The following is an 18,454-nucleotide window of genomic DNA, read 5'->3' as shown; positions in this document are numbered from 1 at the left end:
CGCGGATTGCCGGCGCATCTAGTCTGTAGGCCGCGCTGAAATCCGGGGGGAGACATGCGTTTTTTGGGAGGGCTTTTGGCGGCGCTGACGCTTTCGATCGCGCACGCCCAGCCGAGTTTGGACGATTTCGCCACGCCGCCGACGATCTGGTGGGCGGAGATATCGCCGGACGGGTCGATGCTGGCCATGGGTTGCACCATCGCCGATATCGGCAAGCAGGAAATCTGTTTCTTCGACATGGCTGGTGGCGGCGTTACCGGGAAAATCGCCTCGCCGGAAGGCATCCGGATCCTGTCCTTCTATTGGATCAACAACCGTTACCTGGCCTATATCGTCACCTATACCGACGAGATCCGCACCCGCCACGGACCGATGACGGTGCCGCTCTACCGCACCTATGCCTTCGACATCGAGACGCGCGGGAATGTCCAGCTGATGCGCGACGAGGACCACCATCCCAGCCTGACCAATGTCGTTTCGCTGATGAATGGCGACGACAGCCTTGTCATGATGCAAATGGGCTATCTCTGGCGCTCCGAACGGGCCAATACCAATCTGCGCGGCCCGGAGAACCGCGACCTGGAGACCACGCTGTTCGAGGTCGACCTGGACAGCGGCCGGTCGGAACCGGTCCGCTCCGTGCGCAGCGGGCAGGGCGTGCACGACAATATCGTCGACGCCGATGGCGCGATCGTGGCGCGGGTCTTCCACGACCCCGAGACCGGCGACTACCGGATCGTTCGCGGAACCGACACCAATGCCGTCTTGTTTTCCGGCAATTACGGCCTGCGCATCCCGCAGGTTCACGGCGTGATCTCGGGTGGCCGTGAACTGGCCGTGAGCTTTCCGGCCGGGCCGAATGACGGCTTGCGCCGTCTCGATCTGGCCAGCGGGGAGCTGGCGCCCTTTACGCTCGACGGGGAGGAGGTCCACCGTCTGGGCGTGCTGATCGACCGCCGGCGGGGCGAGCTGGCGGGTTTCCGCCATGGCGGCGACATTCCGGGACATCGCTATACCGATCCGGAACTGGCCGCCGTGCAGCGCGCCCTGGAAGACGCGCTCTACGGCCATGTCCGTCTCCTCTCCTGGACCGACGATCGCAGCCTGTTCACATTCGCAATCGACAATCGCGGCGAGCCGACCGGTTTCTTCCTGTTCGATGTGCCCAGCGGCGGTCTGCAGTCGATCGGCAATGAGGCACCCGCAATCGCCGAGACGGAATTGTCGGCCGTCGAGAGTGTGCACTACGAGGCGTCGGACGGGCTGGGCATCAACGCCTATATGGTTCTGCCTCCGGGGCAGCGGCGCGGCGACGGTCCCTTCCCGCTGGTCCTGATGCCGCACGGCGGACCGGAAGCGCGCGATCATGCAACATACGACTGGTGGGCCCAGTACTACGCCTCTCTGGGCTATGTCGTGCTGAAGCCGAATTTCCGCGGTTCGTCGGGCTATGGCGACGATTTCCGGGATGCCGGTTTTGGCGAGTTCGGCGGGCGCATGATCGAGGACATGCTCGACGGTGCCCGCTATCTTCAGGCGGAGGGCATTGCCCGCGAGGGCGGATTTTGCACTGTCGGCGCCAGCTATGGCGGCTATGCCGCCTTGATGACGGCGTTGCGGGCACCGGACGAGGTGCGCTGCGTGGTCGGCGTATCGGCGGTGACCGACCCGTTCCGAATGCTCGGCAATATGCGTTTGCGCGGCGGCAGCGAGTCGGACGAGTTGCGCTACTGGCACGATTATATCGGCACGATTTTCGACGATGAGGCCCGCCAGCACGAGATCACGCCGCTTGACCGGGTCGACGAATACGATGTCCCCGTCCTGCTGGTGCATGGCGATGACGACACCACGGTCGAGGTCGAACAGAGCCGGCTTATGGCAAGCGCGATGGAGGGGCGCGAGGGCTTCCGCTATGTGGAAATGAGTGGCGAGGACCATTACCTGGGCACCTATAATGCCCGCCACACCCTGCTCAGCGAGAGCCGGGACTTCCTGCAGCGGCACTTGCCTGCCGACTAGCGCAGACAGTACCGCGGCGGCCGCTTGCGAGCCGTCGCGGTGTGCGTATAGTCACCCTCTCGCGCGGGTGTAGCTCAATGGTAGAGCAGAAGCTTCCCAAGCTTACGACGAGGGTTCGATTCCCTTCACCCGCTCCAGCCATTCCGTGTTCAACTCAGCCAGCTGACTTGGCCTCCGCTCGGCTAGGGCCGTGGCGGCCGCTGGCTGAGATCCAGGCCGCCCAGCTCGGCCAGGTGGGCGATCAGGATCACGGCGAAGCCGCCCATGGCGATGGCGATCAGGGTCCAGGGGATCATTCGCGGGCCGCGTTCCGGACGGACCGGCTGGCCGGCGCGCCAGCGGGCGAGGATGAAGATCGCGATGACGATGCCGAGCGCGACGAGCGTGGCGGTGAGGGAGAGATACATGGGCTCGGCTTGGATAGGGCGCTCACGCCGTGTTCGGTCTTTTCCCAATGATAGGGATTTGTCACCAGCTGATACAGGGCCCGTACTGCTGGCCAGAATTTGATCGCTTCATAGACCGGCAGTGTGAGCAGGTCGCCCGTGCGCACGGGTACACCGGCCCGGCATGCGGCGCGCCAGGCGCACAGCGCGGCGGCCAGCCATCCCGTGCCCGTCAGGCCCGCCAGAACCGGCAGGCCCGCGGTGCCGCCGGTCAGCAGGATGGCCGCCAGGACGATCACGACCGATGGCCCGCAGGCGAGCGCCGACAGGATAGCGCCACCCAGGGTGAGACCCAGCGACAGCAGGCGCCGGCCCGGCTTTCGGCCGGCCGCGGCATGCACCGCCAGGGTCTGCAGATACCCTTTCAGCCAGCGCGTGCGCTGGGGGATCCAGGCTGCCAGCCCGACCGGTGCCTCCTCCAGCGTCATCGGTGCGATCAGGCCGCAGCGAAGACCCATGCGGTGAAGGCGAACGCCGAGATCGGCATCTTCGGTGACGTTCCACGCATCCCAGGCGCCGGCGCGGCGAAGCGCGGCGGTCCGGAAATAATTGCTGGTTCCGCCCAGCGGCAGGGGCCAGCCCAGGCGGTTGTAGAGCGGCAGCAGGCCGTGAAAATGCGCGGCATACTCCAGCGCGAACTGGCGGGTCAGCCAGCTTTCGGCGCGATTGAACCAGTTCAGCGGCGCCTGCAGGCATACAAGCTCGGCCGGGGCGAGGGAGAAGCTCTCGGCGGCACAGCGCAGCTGACGCGGATGCGGGCGGTCTTCGGCATCCAGCACACCGACGATCTCGCCGGTGCAGAATCGCAGGGCGTGATTGAGCGCGCGCGGCTTGGTCTGCGGCCGGCCGGGCGGCACGAGAACCACTTCGAACCGCTCGTCCAGGGCGATGGAGGCGAGCGCCTCGCGGGTCCGGGTGTCGCCCGTTTCCAGCGCGAGTTTGATCTCCAGCCGGTCGCGGGGATAATCGATCGCCTTGAGGGCGGCGATCAGCTGGTCCAGAACGGCCGCTTCCCTGTAAAGCGCGACGATGAGGCTGGCGGCCGGCAGTGCGCGCACGGGCAGGTCGCGCTTCGGCGCCCAGCGCGGCGCCAGGAGGGCAGCGGCCAGACGCAGCAGGGTCTGCGCAGCGAAAACCGGTGAAAGCGTCAAGGCGAGCAGCCCCAGTATGCCGGGTCCTTTCAGGGCGAGCCCGGTGAGCGCGGCCGGGACCAGAAACCCGGCGAGGGCGATCAGGTGGGAAAAGCCGCGCTCGCGGGCGCTGTGCTCCGGCGATCGCCGCACGAGGCCGTTGGCGGCTTCGTCGGCCCAGAGCCGGGCCAGGATGCGCGGCGTTCCGTCCCGGCGTTGCGGGTTGCGGTCCGGCGCGGGGTGTCCGGTCTCGGCCGGCCGCCCGGCCTGGCGCTCGATCACACTGGTCCCGTCCATACAGCCATTCCCCTAGAAAGCTCTCATAACGGGCACAAAAGCATATATACACTCATAACGCGAGTCATCCGAACCCGGGAGCGCGCATCGTTGGGCCCGGCTGTCGGTGCCTGACCGGCCCCGGGTCCACGAAGGCGGTGGCTCCGGGCATCGCCGCGAAGCACCGGTCAATTTCCGTTTGCGATCTCCTGAAAGTCACCCGATGGTTAGTGCCGGTATTCGGGGGGCAGGCCATGATCCTGCAGAACATCTCCAGGGCGATCCGGACACAGAACTGGTTCGCGGTAGTCTTGGAATTCGTGATCGTCATCGCCGGCGTGGTGATCGGTTTCCAGATTTCGGCCTGGGCGGATGAGCGCGCGGCAGAGATGCGGCGGAATGCGGCGCTGGAGCGGCTGCATGACGAGGCGGAACAGATCGTTGCCTATCACCGGGGACACGTCCAACTCCACGAACGGATGAATGCCTTGCGGACCGAGGCAATCGAGCGGTTGCAGGCCAATGACTGGTCGGACGCCAACCCGCGCGAGATGGCCCAGGGGCTCAATTCCGTCGGGATCCTGCCGGCCGCCTTTCCGCCGCGCTCGGTCTATGACGAGTTGATCAATGCCGGAGAATTTTCGGAGATCGGGTCTCCGGAACTACGCGCCGCTATCGGCGACTATCATGCCCAGCTGACGTTCCTGCAGGCGCAGATCGATTATATCCGGCTGCGCATTGAGGACCCGCTATTCGTGGGTCAGGCCGGTGCCCGGCTGGTTTATGCTCCGGATACGGTCCGAGAGCGGCGCTGGGAATTCGACTTCGATGTCCTGAGCCGGGACGATGCGTTTCTTCAGCGCCTTCTTCTCGGCAATAACAGTCAGCGCGCGGTCACGGAGTGGACTCGCCGTACACTGGGATTGGCACAGGACATGTGCACAGCAATAGCGGAACGGACCGGTCGCCCCTGCAACCCGCCGGAGGATACATCCGAATGATCCTCGCCCGCATCAGCCGCGCCATCCGCGAACAGAACTGGTTCGCCGTGGCGCTGGAATTCGTCATCGTCATCGCGGGTGTTGTGATCGGTTTCCAGATTACGGCGTGGAATGCGGACCGGCAGGATCGCGTGGCGGAATCGATGGCGCTCGCTCGAATTCAGCAGGATATCGAGCAAAACATCGCCGAACTGTCCGAACGAATCGATCGCAACGCAGAGCAGGACGAGAATTTCCGCATTCTCGCGGACGCCGTCACCGCCGGGTCGGTGCGTGATGAAGACCGCGCGGCATTCGAGGATGGCATGGCCCGCATCCTGTATTTCAGCCGCCCACCGCTCAGTCAGCCATCATATGACGCACTCGAACAATCTGGCGATCTGGCGCTGATCCGCAGTGATCGCCTGATGACGCAGCTGAACGAGCTGCGGTCGGATCTCTTGTGGGTGCAAAGCCAGCAAGCCAGCTTCCGGAGCGGGCTGTCGTCAATGGCGGACTATTGGCGGCCTTACGTGTTTCACACCCCCACATCTGTCCCGGTCCGAACGGCGGTGCGCGTTGATCTGGACGGGCTTGCAAGTGACCCGCAAGCCGCGAGCGCGGTCGTTGAAGCCACGCGGATGCATGCAATTTTCTCGTCTTATCTGGTGAGATATTTGGACCAGCTCCAAAGCGTATGCCGCGAAATCGCCAGAGAAACGGGTCAACCCTGCGAGGCGTCCCCATGATCCTCGACAACCTCTCCCGCGCCATCCACACTCGGAACCGGTTCGCTGCAGGACTGGCGTCGCCGATCGCCGCCGGCCTGTGAGCGTTTTCAGAATCGGGACCGGGCCCGGCGGGAAACCCGGCGCGGGCCGGCTGGAACGCGGATATCCGGGCTATGCCGCCTTGGGATTGAATATGGTCAGGAATTGCGGGCGGGCCAGATCGCCTTCCTCCAGGGTGAAGACAGCCGCTGTCGCCGTGGGATAGCCCAGCGGCATCGCTCTCATCGCCCCGCAGGCCTGGGCCAGCTTGTGCGCAAACCCGCCAATCCCCGGATTGTGTCCGACCAGAAGGATGGTCCCGGCCCGGTCGATGGCGTTGTTTGTGGCGCGTTCCAGCATGTCCGTGGAGGCGTGATAGAGCGCCATGGGATCGTCCAGCTCAGGCTCGCCCAGTTGCGGCACCAGCTGGTCATAGGTCTGCCGCGTGCGCCAGGAGGGCGAGACGAGGGCCAGATCGACCCGCAGCCCGTGGTCGGCCAGCGCATCGGCAGCGGCCGCGCTGTCGGCCCGGCCGCGCGGCGTCAGGCCGCGCTGGAAATCGTCTTCCGCTTCGAGCCGGTCGACGGCCTTGGCGTGGCGCATGAGGATAAGGGTTGTGGTCATGGATATCGGCAGGTCGTTTCCGGGCGGGTTCGGAGTCTGGTTGCGGCGAAACGGGGTCTTGCAATCGTGCCGCCTAGAGCGCACCTAGTCCTAGAGCGATTTATCCCCCATTTGAACCGAGGAGAGAACCATGGGTCTTCTGCTAGGCGATACCGCCCCGAACTTCGATGCCGAGACCAGCACGGGTCCGATCAATTTCCACGAGTGGATCGGCGACAACTGGGTCGTCTTCTTCTCGCACCCGGCCGACTATACCCCGGTCTGCACCACCGAGCTTGGCTTCACCGCGAGGCTGAAGGACGAGTTTGCCAAGCGCAATGCCAAGGCGATCGCCCTGTCCGTGGACAGCGTCGAGGATCACAAGGGCTGGATCAAGGATATCGAGGAAACCCAGAGCGTGACGATGAATTTCCCGATCATCGCCGACGTCGACAAGAAAGTGTCCGGACTCTACTCGATGATCCATCCGAACGCCGATCCGAAGGTCACCGTGCGCTCGGTCTATGTCATCGATCCGAACAAGAAGATCCGCGCCACCTTCACCTATCCGCCCAGCGCCGGCCGGAACTTCAATGAAGTGCTGCGTCTGATCGACAGCCTGCAGCTGACCGACGGATACAAGGTCGCCACCCCGGTCAACTGGGAAGACGGCCAGGATGTGATCGTTGTGCCCTCGCTCTCCGACGAGGAAGCCGACAAGCTCTTCCCGGCGGGCTACAACAAGATCAAGCCCTATCTGCGCATCACCAAACAGCCCAACAAGGTCGACGAACCGGCCGAATAGGGCGCTTTCCAGGGCTTTCTAAAAGGGGCGCTCCTTGCGAGGCGCCCCTTTTTTGCGGCACAAGCAGTCAAGCAACCTTGACGTATAGTGTCCTTGACATTATTTGGTAAAGCACGCTTTACAAATTTCAAGGAGATCATCATGCAGGATCACGATTGGACAGACGGGGAGGGGGCGGTGCCGTCGCTGGTCTCGCTGGCGCTGTTCGCCATCGTCTTCGTGTCGGCCATTGCCGCGGTCGAGTTCGGGGCGGGCCTGATCGAGCCGGTCAAGGCCGCCCTGGCCGACCTGCCCCGCAGCATCAAGGCCGGCGCGCTGGCCGTTTTCATCCTCGGTGTCATGGCCGTGGTGCGGATCGGCGTGCTGCTGACCGGTGGCCGGACCGGGGGAGGCCGGTCATGAGCCACGACGCGAAACAGGCCGGTATCCTCAAACGCTATTCCTGGCGCACCCTGGTCCTGATGCTGGCCTTCACCGGCATCCTGGTGGCCATCGACAAGATCTGGGATCCCTCTCGCAACGGTTGGGATGCGGTAACAGTCTGGCCGCTGGTCCTGCTGACCTGCCTGCCGCTTGTGCTGTATGGCTGGGAGGTCGTGCACTATGTGCGCTCGATCGACGAAATGCTCGCCCGGTTCCAGGTTCGTGCCGCGGCCGTGGCGATGCTGGCCATGCTGCTGGCGGCCGCCATACTGGGCGTGGCGGAGATCTATGGCGCGATGGAGCCGATCAACATGACCATGATGCTGCCGGTCGCCGCTGTGGCCCATTCCGTGGCCTCCATGGTCCAGCAGGTGCGGGTGCGATGAAGAACCGTCTCCGGGAATTGCGCGGCGAGCACGGCTGGAGCCAGCAGGCCCTGGCCGACCGGCTCGAGGTCTCGCGCCAGACCGTCAACGCGCTGGAAACCGGCAAGTACGACCCGTCCCTGCCGCTGGCCTTCAAGCTCGCCCGCCTGTTCGGCCAGCCGATCGAGGCGATCTTCGACGATGAGGCGGAGGGCTAGGGGCGCGTCATCCGTCCCCATCAAAGGGGATGGCCGGGTGCTCCGCCGCCGCACCATATCGTCCGCCACCTCAATCCAGCGTGCGCCGGTAGCGCAGCATCGCCACCGTCGCGATGGCGGCGAAGATCGCGGCGAGCGGCCAGATGTCCGGGGCCACATCGCCCAGCCGGGCCCCTTTCAGCATGATCGCGCGGACGGCATGGATGAAATGCGTGGTCGGCAGGGCCTGGCCCAGCATCTGGGCCCAGGCGGGCATGCCCGCAAAGGGGAACATGAAGCCGGACAACAGGATCGAGGGCAGAAAGACGAAGAAGGTCATCTGCATGGCCTGCATCTGCGTGCGGGCGATGGTGGAGAACAGAAAGCCCAGCGACAGGTTTACCAGGATGAAGAGCGAGACGCTGACGAGGAAGGCCAGGGGCGAGCCGAGAAAGGGCACGCCGAACAGGTAGCGCGCCCCGGCCAGCATGATCACCACCTGGATGAAGCCGACGAGGATATAGGGCGTGATCTTGCCGATCATGACTTCATAGGGCCGCGTGGGCGTTGCCAGCAGGGTTTCCAGCGTGCCGCGTTCGGCTTCGCGGGTCAGCGCCATCGAGGTCATCATCGCCATGGTCATGGTCAGGATGACGCCCAGCAGGCCCGGCACGATATTGAGTGCGGTCCGGCCGGCGGGGTTGTAGCGGCGCTGGATCACCGTCTCGACCGGCGGGGTCATCTCGCCGAGCATGGGTTCCAGCGCCCTCTGGACGAGTGTGGGAAACGCACCGGTGCCGGCCCCGGCGGCGACCGGGTCCGAGGCATCCGTGTCGAGCAGGATTTGCGGCCGGGCGCCGCGCAGGAGGTCGCGTTCGAAATCGGGCGGGATGGTCACCACGAACAGGATATCGCCCTGCTGCATGGCCGCTTCGGTCTGCGCGCGGGAGGTGGTGATGCCGGCCAGGTCGAAATAGTTGGAAGTTTCCATCGCCTGCAGGATGGCGCGGCTGGCCGGGCCGCTATCGCCCATCTCCACCAGTGTGGGCAGGTGGCGCGGATCGGTGTTGATGGCATAGCCGAACAGGAGGAGCTGCATCACCGGAATGCCGACCATCATGCCGAAGGTCAGCCGGTCGCGCAGCATCTGGATGAATTCCTTGCCGATCATGGCGAGGATGCGGCTGAAACCGGTCATTGGAAATTGTCCTCCGATCCGGTCATCAGCCAGATAAAGGCCTCTTCCAGCCCGGTCTTGGCCGGTTCCACGGTCAGACCTTCGCGCTCGCGATAGGGGGCGATGGCGCGCTCCAGCGCATCCGCATCGCGGCCGGAAACGTGCAGGGCCGAGCCGAAGCGCGCAATCTGATCGACTCCGGGCGCATGGTAGAGGGCGTCATAGACCGGCTGCAGATTACGGCCCTCGATCCGCCAGGTGATCAGGCCGACGCGTTCGGGAATCTCGCCGGAGGGCGCATCGATCAGTTTTCTGCCATAGGCAATGAAGGCGATGAAATCGCACTGGACGGCCTCGTCCATGTAGTGGGTCGAGACCAGGACGGTGACGCCCTTGCGGGCCAGGCCGCGAATACGGTCCCAGAAGTCCCGCCGGGCCTTGGGGTCGACGCCCGCCGTGGGTTCGTCCAGAAGCAGGAGGCCGGGCGAATGCATCGAGGCCGCTGCCAGCGCAAGACGCTGCTTCCAGCCGCCCGACAAGGTGTCGGCGAGCTGGTTGGCGCGTGGGGCCAGCTCGTATTCCTCCAGCGCTGCGGCGACGTGCTGTCCGGGATTGTCCAGCGCATGCAGGCGCGCCATGAAGGTGAGGTTCTCGCGCACTGTGAGATCGCCATAGAGCGAGAATTTCTGGGTCATATAGCCCACGCGCGACTTGATCGTGCGGCTTTCCCGGACAATGTCGTAGCCCAGCGCCGTACCGCCGCCGCCATCGGGCTTCAGCAGGCCGCACATCATCCGGATCGTTGTCGTCTTGCCCGATCCGTTCGGCCCCAGAAAGCCGTAGATCGCGCCCTTGGGCACCTGCATGGCGAAATCGTCGACGACTGTCTTCTCGCCGAAGCGCTTGGTGAGACCCGTCACATCGATGGCCAGCTCACCGCTCATGAGCGCGGCTCGAAACGCAGCGGCGTGCCGGGCGGCGGCGGCGTGCCCTCGAACCGGGCCTCGGCACGATAGACCAGGCGGGCGCGCTCATTGTCCGAGTAGATCACCGGCGGGGTGAATTCGGCATCCTCGGCGATGGTGACGATCCGGGCCGTCAGCCCGGCCGGACAGCTGTCGCAGGCGACATCCAGCCGCGTGCCTACTGGATGGGCGGCCAGCCGGGGTTCGGGGATGAAGAGGAGGGCGTATACAGCGCCTTGCGGCAACAGCTCGTAGACCGGCCGGGCCGGACCGGCCTGCTCGCCCCCGAAACGGATCTGGCGGTGGATGCGGCCCGCCGTCGGCGCGCGCACCTCACGCCGGGCCAGCGCATCGGCGGCGCGGTCGCGCTCGGCCATGGCCGCGGCAATTTCCGCTTCCAGCGCGCGCAACCGGTTCTCCCGGCCGGGCAGCTGGATCGCGCTCAGGCGCTGGCGCATTTCCGCAACCCGGGCAGAGGCGGTCTCGGCGGCGGCCTCGGCCTGGTCGAGCCGGGCCCGGCTGACATGCCCGTTGTCGAACAGCTCGCGCGCACGCGCCCGCGCATCGCGGGCCTCCCGCTCGGCGGCGCGGGCCTGGTCCAGCTGGTCGCGCACGGCTTCAATCTCGGGTGTGCGCGCACCGGCCGCGGCGTCGTCGAACCGCGCCCGGGCAGCCTCGATCCGGGCTCCGGCCGCGGCCAGCGCGGCGGTTTCCTGCGCAGCGTGGAGACGGAAGAGCGGCGCGCCGGCCTCCACGCGCTCGCCCTCGCGTGCCAGCGTTTCGACGATCGGGCCGGGAGTGTCCGGCGCGATGGCGATGAAATCGCCTTCGGCATAGCCGTGCAGGCCGGCCTCTTCGCCGCCGGAGCAGGCGGTCAGCAAAAGGGCCAGTGCAGCGAGGGCCAGTGCGGAAAGGGGCAGGGCGCGCATCAGCTCGTCTCCGTGCGGGGCAGCAGTCCGTGAAGCAGGAGGTCGCACAGCGCATCGGCGATATCCGCCGGCTCCTCGATCGCGGCGGGCTTCAGCTCGAAGACCGTGGCCAGCACCATGTGCGCCAGCGCCGGGCCGGCCAGCATGCGCATGAAGATGTCGGTATCCACGTGGCGGAAGCGGCCGGCCGTCACGCCGGTCTCCAGCAGGGCGCCGAGCGCGCGGCGGGCCACGTCCAGCACCTGGCTGCGATAGAATTGGGCGATGTCGGGAAAGCGTTGTGCCTCGGTAAGGACCAGGCGGGGGGCGGCCGAGATATCGGCGTCCGACATCGCCGTGACCAGCATGAAGACCAGGCTGCGCAGCGCGGCCTCGGGGTCCTTCGGCGCGCCGATGGCCACGAGCCGTTCGGCGGCCTTGGCCAATTGCCCGGCGGATTGTTCCACCAGCGCGTTCAGCATCGCCTCCTTGGAGGGGAAATAGAGATAGACCGCGCCCTTGGAGAGGCCCGCCCGCCTGGCGATGTCTTCCACGCGTGCGGCGGCAAAGCCCTGTTCGGAAAACACGGCCAGCGCGGCATCCAGGATTTCGTCGGGCCGGGCTTCGGGGCGCCGGCGTCGGGAGTGCGTGTTCATGCCGGCTTTTATAACTGACCGGTCAGTCAGTTGCAACGAGATTGTTTGTCAAGCATGCTTGACGACAAGGTTCATTGACATTATGACTGACAAGCAAGCTGGTGATATTGTACTTGACGTACCCATTCGGCTGAGATGCCTTGCCTCATAAGGAGATAAGGCCATGTCGATTTTCGCCCGCCCCGAGTTTCACGACGAGCAAGCCGCTTACGACTATATCGAGGCGCGTGTGTGGCCGAATGGGCCGACTTGCCCCAAGTGCGGCGAGCAAGAGCGCGTGTCCAAAATGGGCGGCAAATCCACCCGGATCGGCGCCTATAAGTGCTACAAGTGCCGCAAGCCCTTCACCGTGAAGGTCGGCACCATCTTCGAAAACAGCCACGTCAAAATGCATCTTTGGCTTCAGGCGATCTTCCTGATCGCAGGAAGCAAGAAGGGCATCAGCTCCAACCAGCTGCATCGCATTCTTGGCGTGACCTTGAAAACCGCTTGGTTCATGTCTCATCGCATCCGTGAGGCAATGCGCACTGGCGACCTGTCGCCCTTTGGCGCGGGAGGCGGCGCCGTGGAAGTCGATGAAACCTTCATTGGTCAGGATCCTGACGCGCCCGCGCCCGGCAAGCGCGCGAACTATAACCAGATGAACAAAGTGCTCAGCCTAGTGGACCGCGGAACTGGCCAAGTCCGCAGCATGGTTGTTGATCGCCTAAGCGCCGCCGAAATTGGTCCGATCCTTGCCGAAAACATTTCCAAGGAAGCACGCCTTATGACCGATGAGGCGCGGTTCTATTTGCCTCTGGGTAAGGCCTTCGCAGAGCACGGCATCGTCGCCCACGCTCGCGATGAGTACGTGCGCGGCGACGTGTACACTAACACCGTCGAGGGCTGCTTCAGCATTTTCAAGCGTGGGATGCGCGGCGTGTATCAGCACTGCGCCAAGAAGCACTTGCACCGCTACCTTGCGGAATTTGATTTCCGCTACAGCAACCGTCAGGCTAACGGCGTTGATGACGAGCGCCGCGCCGACGCGATCCTTTCCGGCGCGACCGGCAAGCCGCTCACCTATGAAACGACTGGTTCAAGGGCCTAAGCGCCATGCCGCAAAAGAAAAAGCCGGACACGCCGAAGCAGCAAAGCCAGCGGTTCAAAAGGGCCGTTCAAGAGCTAATCGACGCTGGCGAACTAAGCCCCACCGACGCTGAAGAGCGTATGGAAAAGTTATTCTGCCCCCCTAAGATTCGACGGCGTCCCGATGGTGAGTGAGGCGGTCAAGCGAGAGTTTGCGCCAGCGCACGAGTCTGTCGAATGGGCAAATGAGGCAATCGACGAGCTTCACACTGCTTTTAAGGGGTTTTTCCAAAGTGGCGTGACAGAAGTTGTTACCGAGTTCGATGCGGCAACTAGTGAGAACGTCCAAAAAGTCCGCCTCACAAAACCCTTGCCTAAAGCGTTCCGGCGAAAAGCTACCGAGGCACTGACTCAGGCTCGGTACGCTTTCGATAAAGCAACCTTTGCGGCAAGAAACCTTGCCACCGGGCGGTCTAATAGAAGCATTTACTACCCGTGGGCTCGAGGCCCCGCCGACCTGAACCGCCTCCTCAAGGCACGTGGAATTGATCAACGGCTCTGGGATGTTTTCGCCGACCATGAGCCATACCCGCGAGGCGACAGCCACCCCGGAGGTGACGACGTAATCCGCACCCTTGCCAAGATGGCGAACGACAAACACACCGTTGGCCTGACAGTCATCGGCCACATCACTTCGACACGATACCCGTCGATCCATGGGCGTGTCGTTCAGTCCATGGACGTTCTTGTGCCCCGGTGGAACCCGCAAAAAAACGAAGCAGAACTTATAAGGTGGCGCGGGGACGTTGAAGTGAACGGCGATTACGAGTTTAGCTTCGACGTAGCCCTTCGCGATACCCGGCTTCCTGAGCCTGTGAACGCTATTGCCGCGCTCAAAGGCTTTTCGGAAAAGGCCAGCTTGGCCGCAGAGACTCTCGAAGCGCGATGCCAAGAGCTTGGGCTCGGCTAGATTATTCCTCATAGCTTAGCCCTCTGGGTACGCAAAGTATAATATCGCCAGCAAGCTTTACAAAAGGAAGGGGACGTGGGCACCACGCTTCGCAAACTCATGATCTCACTGGCCGTTGCCGCCTTCGCAGGCGCCTGGATGGGCGTGGCGATCACCTGGCTCAGCACCGAGGGTATCGGCGCCTTCACCGTTGCGGTCACCATCGCCGCGCTGGCCACTGAGGTGCTGATCTGGGTGCTGGCGATCGCCGGCGGCTGGACCGTCTTTGCCAATCGCAAACGCCTCTGGAGCCGGCTGACGGGGCGGGGCTCCGCCTAGCATCGGCCCGCCCGGTTGGGAGGATGCGCGTTGGGGGTGCGCGCATCCTCCCGGGCGTGTCGTTCCGGCTTGCCTGGCGGGGGGAGGGGCAAGGCTGCCGGAACGAAAAAACCCTCCGCGAGCTACGCTCGGGAGGGCCGGTCACCGGGACTGTTGGGGACAGTCTACCGGGTGATTGCGAAACCCTCCGCGCGCGCAATCGCGGCCGGCCAATTGGCCGTACCGGTGAGGCGATATGTACGCTGTACTGGGTTCATCCTGTACGCTCGTCGTCTCGTGTTGCGCACCCGCAAGGGGTATCGATGCTGATCGGGAGGCGGCTTATCGCCTCGCATGCTTTCGCGTTCAAGGCGAAAACGACTCGCCGGTACGGGATTGGGGTGGAGTGTGGCATTGGCGCTACACTCGGGCGGGCCGGCCCGCTTGACCATCCCCCCCATCCCCTCTACCTCGCTCGTCTTCCTGCACTGCAACAGAAAGCACGCCCATGTCCGCCCCCGATCTGTCCGATCTCGCCCGAAACGCGAAAGCCTGGCCGTTCGAACAGGCGCGGCTGCTGAAGAAGCGTCTGGACAAGCTCGGGCGAAAATCGGGACCGGTCGTGTTCGAGACCGGCTACGGTCCTTCCGGTCTGCCGCACATGGGCACGTTCGGCGAGGTGGTGCGCACGACCATGGTGCTGCATGCCTTCGACGTGCTGACCGGCGGTGCCTACGAGCCGAAACTGATCTGCGTGTCCGACGATATGGACGGCATGCGCAAGGTGCCGGACAATTTGCCCGATCAGGAGATGCTGGCGCAGCATCTGCAGGAGCCGCTCACCGAGGTGCCCGATCCCTTCGGCACGCACGAGAGCTATGGCGCACACATGAATGCGCGCCTGCGCGGCTTCCTCGACAGTTTCGGCTTCACCTACGAGTTCAAGTCGGCGACCACGCTCTACAAGTCGGGCGTCTATGACGACATGCTGCGCAGGGCGGCAGAGAAGTATGACGCCATCATGGACGTGATGCTGCCAACACTGGGGGCGGAGCGCCAGGCGACCTATTCGCCCTTCCTGCCGATCTCGCCGAAGACCGGGCGCGTGCTCTACGTGCCCATGAAAGCGGTCGACGCCGCCGCCGGCACTGTCACCTTCGACGACGAGGACGGCACCGAGACCACGCTGCCGGTCACCGGCGGTCATGTGAAACTGCAGTGGAAGCCGGATTTCGGCATGCGCTGGGCCGCGCTGGGCGTCGACTTCGAGATGTTCGGCAAGGACCATCAGACCAATGCGCCGGTCTATTCGAAGATCTGCCGCATCCTGGGCGCCGAACCGCCGACGCAATTTGTCTACGAGCTTTTCCTCGACCAGAAGGGCGAGAAGATCTCCAAGTCCAAGGGCAACGGGCTGTCGGTGGAGGACTGGCTGAAATACGCCCCTCAGGAGAGCCTGGCCTATTATAATTTCGTCAAGCCGAAGACGGCCAAGCGCCTCTATTTCGACGTCATCCCCAGGGCGGTGGACGAATATCTCCAGCATCTGGCGGCCTATCCCGGCCAGGACCCGGCCAAGCAGCTGGAAAACCCGGCCTGGCACATCCATACCGGCCATCCGCCGGCGGAGACCTCGCCGATCTCCTTCGCCCTGCTGCTGAACCTGGCCTCGGCCGCCAGCGCTCATTCCAGCGATGTGATGTGGGGCTTCATCGGCCGCTATGTCGACGGTGCGACGCCGCAAACCCATCCCCTGCTGGACCATCTGGCCGGCTTCGCCGTGCAGTATTTCACGGACTTCGTCGAACCGACGAAGGCCTTCCGCGCGCCCACCGGTCCGGAACGCGCCGCCATGGAAGACCTTCTGGCACGGCTCAAGGCGATGGACCCGGGCGAACGCGACGGGGCGAAGATCCAGGACGAGGTCTATGCGAGCGGAAAGACCCAGGACTTCGAGAACCTGCGCGACTGGTTCAAGGCACTCTACGAAGTCCTGCTCGGCCAGTCCCAGGGCCCGCGCTTCGGCTCCTTCGTGGCGATCTACGGCGTCGGCGAGACCATCGCGCTGATCGAGAAGGCGCTGGCGGGCGAACTTGTCCGCTAACGCTTGAATGAATATTGTTTAGTTGCTAAATGATGAGCGGATGACCGAGGCGGAGCCGTTCGGCGGGAGTGCGGGGGATGCCGAGACAGTCGATCGTCTGATCGACGTCTTTCACCGGCTGATGATGCGCGCTCACGCGATCGATGCCGAGCCTCGGACATTCGGCACCGGGCATGTCCTGCATCGTGCGGAAATCCACACGATACAGGCGATCGGCCGGGGCGATGGCATGATCATGAAGGATGTCGCCGAGGCGCTGGGTGTCACACGGGGCGCGGTGTCGCAGATGGCGGCGAAACTGGAAGCCAAGGGGCTAGTCGAGCGGCGCCCCGGGGCCAACAAGAAGGAGATCGTTCTCGCGCTGACCGAAACCGGATGGCGCGGATACCAGGCGCATGAAGACTTCCACCGGGCTTTCCTCGACTGTTTCCGGACCCAGTACGGTGCCGAGCTGACAGCGAAGGCAAACCGGGCCATCGACGTTCTGGCGGAGCTGGAGGCGGTTCTGGAAGGGTTCGTTCGCGATTATGCCGGAGAGCAAGACCGAGGCTGAGTCTCCCTTTTTTTGACCAATAAGTTTAGCAACTAAACAATGGAGAATATCAATGACCTGGCTTTTGCCGCCCCACCTGTTTCTGCTGTGCGCCGCCGCGATGGCTGCCCTGCATCTATTCTGGCCGGTGGCCAGGATCATTCCGGAACCTGTGTGGCCGGCGGGTCTGGCGGTTGCGGTGGCAGGCCTTGTCCTGACGGTGGTGCCGGCCCGCCTGTTCCGCCGCCGGTCCGTCAATATCCGGACCTTCGACGCGCCGACCGGGCTGGTAACCGACGGCTTCTTCGCGATCAGCCGCAATCCGATGTATCTCGGCTTCCTTCTTGTGCTGGCCGGCCTGTGGATCGGCCTGGGCACACTTTCACCTCTGCTCCCTGTCCTGGTGTTCCTGATGGCGGCCGAGCATTGGTACATCCCCTTCGAGGAAAAGCGCATGGCGGAACAGTTCGGCGAGGACTATCGCGTCTATCGCGGACGGGTGCGGCGCTGGCTGGGACGCAAATAGCACGGTCCGCGAAGCTCCGGAGGAGCGGGCTCCCGGCAATGTCCGGAAAATTTGACATCAGGTCAGCTCTGTCATACATCATGTCATGTAAAAAATATCCGACATAAAGACTGAGGTGTTTGACATGAGTTTTCACGAGAAGAGCAATCTCGCGATGCTGGCGATCCTGATCGGGGTCTATGGCTGGTATTTCGGCACGGCGGCGGGATCGATCCTGGGCGGCGGGCTGGCGCCGGAAGCGGCGCTGGCCGTCACCAATGTGAAAATGCTCCTCACCGTCGTCATCATCGTCGTCGTGTCGATCGTCGCGCATATCCTCATCGCCATCATGGCGCCCTCGGAAGCGAATGAGGCCGCCGACGAACGCGACAAGCTGATCGAGATGCGCGGCGACCAGCGCGGCGGTTTCGTGCTGGGTGTCTTCGCCCTCCTCGCCATGGGTATCGCCATGCTGGGCCAGCCCGCCTATCTCATTGCCAACACCATTCTGGCCGGCCTTGTAGCGGGCGAAGTGGTCAAGGCCGTCTCCAAGCTGATCGACTATCGCCGGGGTGTGTGAGCCATGTCATTCCTGGAAAAACTCAACCTCGCCGCCCTTGGGGCCGGAGCGGTCTCGCTGGCCTGGTATCTCTGGCGGGTCCTGCCGCAGATCGGGGCCGTGCCCGCTGCCGAGATCGCGTGGAAATGGCCGATGGGGATTTCCCTGGGCCTGTTCGTTGTCCTGCTGATCGCGGGGATTGTTCCGCTGGCCCTCACCGATCCGTCGGTGCGCGCCAGGGACGGGATTATCGACGACGAGCGCGACCGCGATATCGAGCGCCGGGGGGATGCCTGGGGCGGCAATCTCATGCATCTGATCGCCTTCGCCGCGCTGATCCTGCTCTTCACCGACATCGACCGCTTCTGGGTGGCCCAACTGCTCTTTGTGGGCGGCATGCTGGCGGGCCTTCTGAGCATCGCGCTCAAGATCGCCGCCTATCGCGGGCGGGGGTGAGCCATGGCCAAGCCCACACCCATCACCAACGAGATCCGCACCCTGCGCTTTCACGCCGGAGAGATGACCCAGGCGGAACTGGCCGACAGGATCGGCGTCACCCGCCAGACCGTGATCGCCATCGAGCAGGGCCGCTATTCCCCCTCCCTGGAAGTGGCCTTCAAGATCGCCCGCGTGTTCGGCGTCGGGCTGGAGGAGGTGTTCCAGTATCCCGAAGGCTAGGGGGCGGTTTCGCGCCGG

At 64.2% G+C, this 18,454-nt stretch carries 22 protein-coding genes and 1 tRNA gene; 17 read left to right on the top strand and 6 right to left on the bottom strand.

Going from position 1 to position 18,454, the window contains the following annotated elements; all coding sequences use genetic code 11:
• Window positions 1-54 precede the first annotated feature (54 nt).
• Together Q1U94_RS11135 and Q1U94_RS11130 are read left to right on the top strand one after the other, a co-directional pair.
• Window positions 55-2,022, top strand: a complete 1,968-nt coding sequence (locus Q1U94_RS11135) for a prolyl oligopeptidase family serine peptidase (RefSeq protein ID WP_300544529.1) — start codon at window positions 55-57, stop codon at window positions 2,020-2,022.
• A 63-nt stretch (window positions 2,023-2,085) separates the two neighbouring features.
• Window positions 2,086-2,159: transfer RNA gene (locus Q1U94_RS11130), tRNA-Gly, on the top strand.
• A 155-nt stretch (window positions 2,160-2,314) separates the two neighbouring features.
• Here Q1U94_RS11130 and Q1U94_RS11125 read toward each other — a convergent pair.
• Window positions 2,315-3,895, bottom strand: a complete 1,581-nt coding sequence (locus tag Q1U94_RS11125; protein WP_300544528.1) for a glycosyltransferase — start codon at window positions 3,893-3,895, stop codon at window positions 2,315-2,317.
• Window positions 3,896-4,128: 233 nt separating this feature from the next.
• Between Q1U94_RS11125 and Q1U94_RS11120 the strand changes: the two genes are divergently transcribed.
• Together Q1U94_RS11120 and Q1U94_RS11115 are read left to right on the top strand one after the other, a co-directional pair.
• Window positions 4,129-4,875 carry a hypothetical protein gene (locus Q1U94_RS11120; RefSeq protein WP_300544527.1) on the top strand — a complete coding sequence of 249 codons (747 nt, stop codon included), beginning with the start codon at window positions 4,129-4,131 and terminating at the stop codon, window positions 4,873-4,875.
• Window positions 4,872-5,603, top strand: a complete 732-nt coding sequence (locus Q1U94_RS11115) for a hypothetical protein (protein ID WP_300544525.1) — start codon at window positions 4,872-4,874, stop codon at window positions 5,601-5,603. The genes Q1U94_RS11120 and Q1U94_RS11115 overlap by 4 nt, the downstream gene beginning before the upstream one ends.
• Window positions 5,604-5,756: 153 nt before the next feature.
• Here Q1U94_RS11115 and Q1U94_RS11110 read toward each other — a convergent pair whose 3' ends face one another.
• Window positions 5,757-6,248 (bottom strand): histidine phosphatase family protein, encoded by a 492-nt coding sequence (locus Q1U94_RS11110; RefSeq protein WP_300544522.1) that lies wholly within the window; start codon window positions 6,246-6,248, stop codon window positions 5,757-5,759.
• A 130-nt stretch (window positions 6,249-6,378) separates the two neighbouring features.
• Here Q1U94_RS11110 and Q1U94_RS11105 point away from each other — a divergent pair, with 130 nt between their 5' ends.
• From Q1U94_RS11105 to Q1U94_RS11090, 4 genes are all read left to right on the top strand, one after another.
• Window positions 6,379-7,032 (top strand): peroxiredoxin, encoded by a 654-nt coding sequence (locus tag Q1U94_RS11105; RefSeq protein WP_300544519.1) that lies wholly within the window; start codon window positions 6,379-6,381, stop codon window positions 7,030-7,032.
• A gap of 141 nt (window positions 7,033-7,173) precedes the next feature.
• The gene (locus Q1U94_RS11100; RefSeq protein ID WP_300544516.1) at window positions 7,174-7,434 is read left to right on the top strand and encodes a hypothetical protein; all 261 of its coding nucleotides are present in this window, start codon (window positions 7,174-7,176) and stop codon (window positions 7,432-7,434) included.
• A complete protein-coding gene (locus tag Q1U94_RS11095; RefSeq protein WP_300544514.1) occupies window positions 7,431-7,841 on the top strand; it encodes a hypothetical protein in 411 nt (136 codons plus the stop codon). Before Q1U94_RS11100 ends, Q1U94_RS11095 begins: the two co-directional genes overlap by 4 nt.
• Window positions 7,838-8,038 carry a helix-turn-helix transcriptional regulator gene (locus Q1U94_RS11090; RefSeq protein WP_300544511.1) on the top strand — a complete coding sequence of 67 codons (201 nt, stop codon included), beginning with the start codon at window positions 7,838-7,840 and terminating at the stop codon, window positions 8,036-8,038. The genes Q1U94_RS11095 and Q1U94_RS11090 overlap by 4 nt, the downstream gene beginning before the upstream one ends.
• A 70-nt stretch (window positions 8,039-8,108) precedes the next feature.
• On the opposite strand, the gene Q1U94_RS11085 is transcribed toward Q1U94_RS11090, so the two are convergent.
• Genes Q1U94_RS11085 through Q1U94_RS11070 form a run of 4 tightly spaced genes read right to left on the bottom strand, consistent with a single transcriptional unit; the run spans window position 8,109 to window position 11,723 of the window.
• Complete coding sequence (locus tag Q1U94_RS11085) at window positions 8,109-9,215, bottom strand: ABC transporter permease (RefSeq protein WP_300544509.1); 1,107 nt, start codon at window positions 9,213-9,215, stop codon at window positions 8,109-8,111.
• Window positions 9,212-10,138 carry an ABC transporter ATP-binding protein gene (locus tag Q1U94_RS11080; protein WP_300544506.1) on the bottom strand — a complete coding sequence of 309 codons (927 nt, stop codon included), beginning with the start codon at window positions 10,136-10,138 and terminating at the stop codon, window positions 9,212-9,214. The genes Q1U94_RS11085 and Q1U94_RS11080 overlap by 4 nt, the downstream gene beginning before the upstream one ends.
• Complete coding sequence (locus Q1U94_RS11075) at window positions 10,135-11,088, bottom strand: HlyD family efflux transporter periplasmic adaptor subunit (protein ID WP_300544503.1); 954 nt, start codon at window positions 11,086-11,088, stop codon at window positions 10,135-10,137. The genes Q1U94_RS11080 and Q1U94_RS11075 overlap by 4 nt, the downstream gene beginning before the upstream one ends.
• On the bottom strand, window positions 11,088-11,723 hold the full coding sequence (locus tag Q1U94_RS11070) for a TetR/AcrR family transcriptional regulator (RefSeq protein WP_300544500.1): 636 nt from the start codon (window positions 11,721-11,723) through the stop codon (window positions 11,088-11,090). Before Q1U94_RS11070 ends, Q1U94_RS11075 begins: the two co-directional genes overlap by 1 nt.
• A gap of 163 nt (window positions 11,724-11,886) precedes the next feature.
• Here Q1U94_RS11070 and Q1U94_RS11065 point away from each other — a divergent pair, with 163 nt between their 5' ends.
• The 9 genes from Q1U94_RS11065 to Q1U94_RS11025 all read left to right on the top strand — a co-directional run bounded on the left by Q1U94_RS11065 (window position 11,887) and on the right by Q1U94_RS11025 (window position 18,436).
• Window positions 11,887-12,813, top strand: a complete 927-nt coding sequence (locus Q1U94_RS11065; RefSeq protein ID WP_300544497.1) for an IS1595 family transposase — start codon at window positions 11,887-11,889, stop codon at window positions 12,811-12,813.
• A gap of 162 nt (window positions 12,814-12,975) precedes the next feature.
• Entirely contained in the window at window positions 12,976-13,761 is a 786-nt protein-coding gene (locus Q1U94_RS11060) for a hypothetical protein (protein WP_300544495.1), read from the top strand.
• Window positions 13,762-13,836: 75 nt separating this feature from the next.
• Window positions 13,837-14,079, top strand: coding sequence for a hypothetical protein (locus tag Q1U94_RS11055; RefSeq protein ID WP_300544493.1), 243 nt, complete (start codon window positions 13,837-13,839; stop codon window positions 14,077-14,079).
• 487 nt (window positions 14,080-14,566) lie between these two features.
• Window positions 14,567-16,162 (top strand): lysine--tRNA ligase, encoded by a 1,596-nt coding sequence (locus Q1U94_RS11050; RefSeq protein ID WP_300544490.1) that lies wholly within the window; start codon window positions 14,567-14,569, stop codon window positions 16,160-16,162.
• 40 nt (window positions 16,163-16,202) lie between these two features.
• Window positions 16,203-16,715 (top strand): MarR family transcriptional regulator, encoded by a 513-nt coding sequence (locus tag Q1U94_RS11045; RefSeq protein ID WP_300544488.1) that lies wholly within the window; start codon window positions 16,203-16,205, stop codon window positions 16,713-16,715.
• Between the two features lie 52 nt (window positions 16,716-16,767).
• Window positions 16,768-17,220 (top strand): methyltransferase, encoded by a 453-nt coding sequence (locus tag Q1U94_RS11040; RefSeq protein ID WP_300544487.1) that lies wholly within the window; start codon window positions 16,768-16,770, stop codon window positions 17,218-17,220.
• A gap of 124 nt (window positions 17,221-17,344) precedes the next feature.
• Window positions 17,345-17,779, top strand: coding sequence for a hypothetical protein (locus Q1U94_RS11035; protein ID WP_300544485.1), 435 nt, complete (start codon window positions 17,345-17,347; stop codon window positions 17,777-17,779).
• A 3-nt stretch (window positions 17,780-17,782) separates the two neighbouring features.
• Window positions 17,783-18,214 (top strand): hypothetical protein, encoded by a 432-nt coding sequence (locus Q1U94_RS11030; RefSeq protein WP_300544483.1) that lies wholly within the window; start codon window positions 17,783-17,785, stop codon window positions 18,212-18,214.
• Between the two features lie 3 nt (window positions 18,215-18,217).
• Window positions 18,218-18,436: a helix-turn-helix transcriptional regulator gene (locus Q1U94_RS11025; RefSeq protein ID WP_300544481.1), complete on the top strand. Its 219-nt coding sequence runs from the start codon at window positions 18,218-18,220 to the stop codon at window positions 18,434-18,436.
• Window positions 18,437-18,454 lie beyond the last annotated feature (18 nt).

Source organism: Maricaulis sp., assembly GCF_030149515.1.
Classification (GTDB): Bacteria; Pseudomonadota; Alphaproteobacteria; order Caulobacterales; family Maricaulaceae; genus Maricaulis.
This window is presented reverse-complemented; position numbering and strand designations above follow the sequence as displayed.

Bases quoted from the DNA above. Each gene is read 5' to 3' on its own strand.
- Q1U94_RS11135 (WP_300544529.1), top strand. From the start codon at position 55: ATGCGTTTTTTGGGAGGGCTTTTGGCGGCGCTGACGCTTTCGATCGCG.
- Q1U94_RS11125 (WP_300544528.1), bottom strand. From the start codon at position 3,895: ATGGACGGGACCAGTGTGATCGAGCGCCAGGCCGGGCGGCCGGCCGAG.
- Q1U94_RS11120 (WP_300544527.1), top strand. From the start codon at position 4,129: ATGATCCTGCAGAACATCTCCAGGGCGATCCGGACACAGAACTGGTTC.
- Q1U94_RS11115 (WP_300544525.1), top strand. From the start codon at position 4,872: ATGATCCTCGCCCGCATCAGCCGCGCCATCCGCGAACAGAACTGGTTC.
- Q1U94_RS11110 (WP_300544522.1), bottom strand. From the start codon at position 6,248: ATGACCACAACCCTTATCCTCATGCGCCACGCCAAGGCCGTCGACCGG.
- Q1U94_RS11105 (WP_300544519.1), top strand. From the start codon at position 6,379: ATGGGTCTTCTGCTAGGCGATACCGCCCCGAACTTCGATGCCGAGACC.
- Q1U94_RS11100 (WP_300544516.1), top strand. From the start codon at position 7,174: ATGCAGGATCACGATTGGACAGACGGGGAGGGGGCGGTGCCGTCGCTG.
- Q1U94_RS11095 (WP_300544514.1), top strand. From the start codon at position 7,431: ATGAGCCACGACGCGAAACAGGCCGGTATCCTCAAACGCTATTCCTGG.
- Q1U94_RS11090 (WP_300544511.1), top strand. From the start codon at position 7,838: ATGAAGAACCGTCTCCGGGAATTGCGCGGCGAGCACGGCTGGAGCCAG.
- Q1U94_RS11085 (WP_300544509.1), bottom strand. From the start codon at position 9,215: ATGACCGGTTTCAGCCGCATCCTCGCCATGATCGGCAAGGAATTCATC.
- Q1U94_RS11080 (WP_300544506.1), bottom strand. From the start codon at position 10,138: ATGAGCGGTGAGCTGGCCATCGATGTGACGGGTCTCACCAAGCGCTTC.
- Q1U94_RS11075 (WP_300544503.1), bottom strand. From the start codon at position 11,088: ATGCGCGCCCTGCCCCTTTCCGCACTGGCCCTCGCTGCACTGGCCCTT.
- Q1U94_RS11070 (WP_300544500.1), bottom strand. From the start codon at position 11,723: ATGAACACGCACTCCCGACGCCGGCGCCCCGAAGCCCGGCCCGACGAA.
- Q1U94_RS11065 (WP_300544497.1), top strand. From the start codon at position 11,887: ATGTCGATTTTCGCCCGCCCCGAGTTTCACGACGAGCAAGCCGCTTAC.
- Q1U94_RS11060 (WP_300544495.1), top strand. From the start codon at position 12,976: ATGGTGAGTGAGGCGGTCAAGCGAGAGTTTGCGCCAGCGCACGAGTCT.
- Q1U94_RS11050 (WP_300544490.1), top strand. From the start codon at position 14,567: ATGTCCGCCCCCGATCTGTCCGATCTCGCCCGAAACGCGAAAGCCTGG.
- Q1U94_RS11045 (WP_300544488.1), top strand. From the start codon at position 16,203: ATGACCGAGGCGGAGCCGTTCGGCGGGAGTGCGGGGGATGCCGAGACA.
- Q1U94_RS11040 (WP_300544487.1), top strand. From the start codon at position 16,768: ATGACCTGGCTTTTGCCGCCCCACCTGTTTCTGCTGTGCGCCGCCGCG.
- Q1U94_RS11035 (WP_300544485.1), top strand. From the start codon at position 17,345: ATGAGTTTTCACGAGAAGAGCAATCTCGCGATGCTGGCGATCCTGATC.
- Q1U94_RS11030 (WP_300544483.1), top strand. From the start codon at position 17,783: ATGTCATTCCTGGAAAAACTCAACCTCGCCGCCCTTGGGGCCGGAGCG.
- Q1U94_RS11025 (WP_300544481.1), top strand. From the start codon at position 18,218: ATGGCCAAGCCCACACCCATCACCAACGAGATCCGCACCCTGCGCTTT.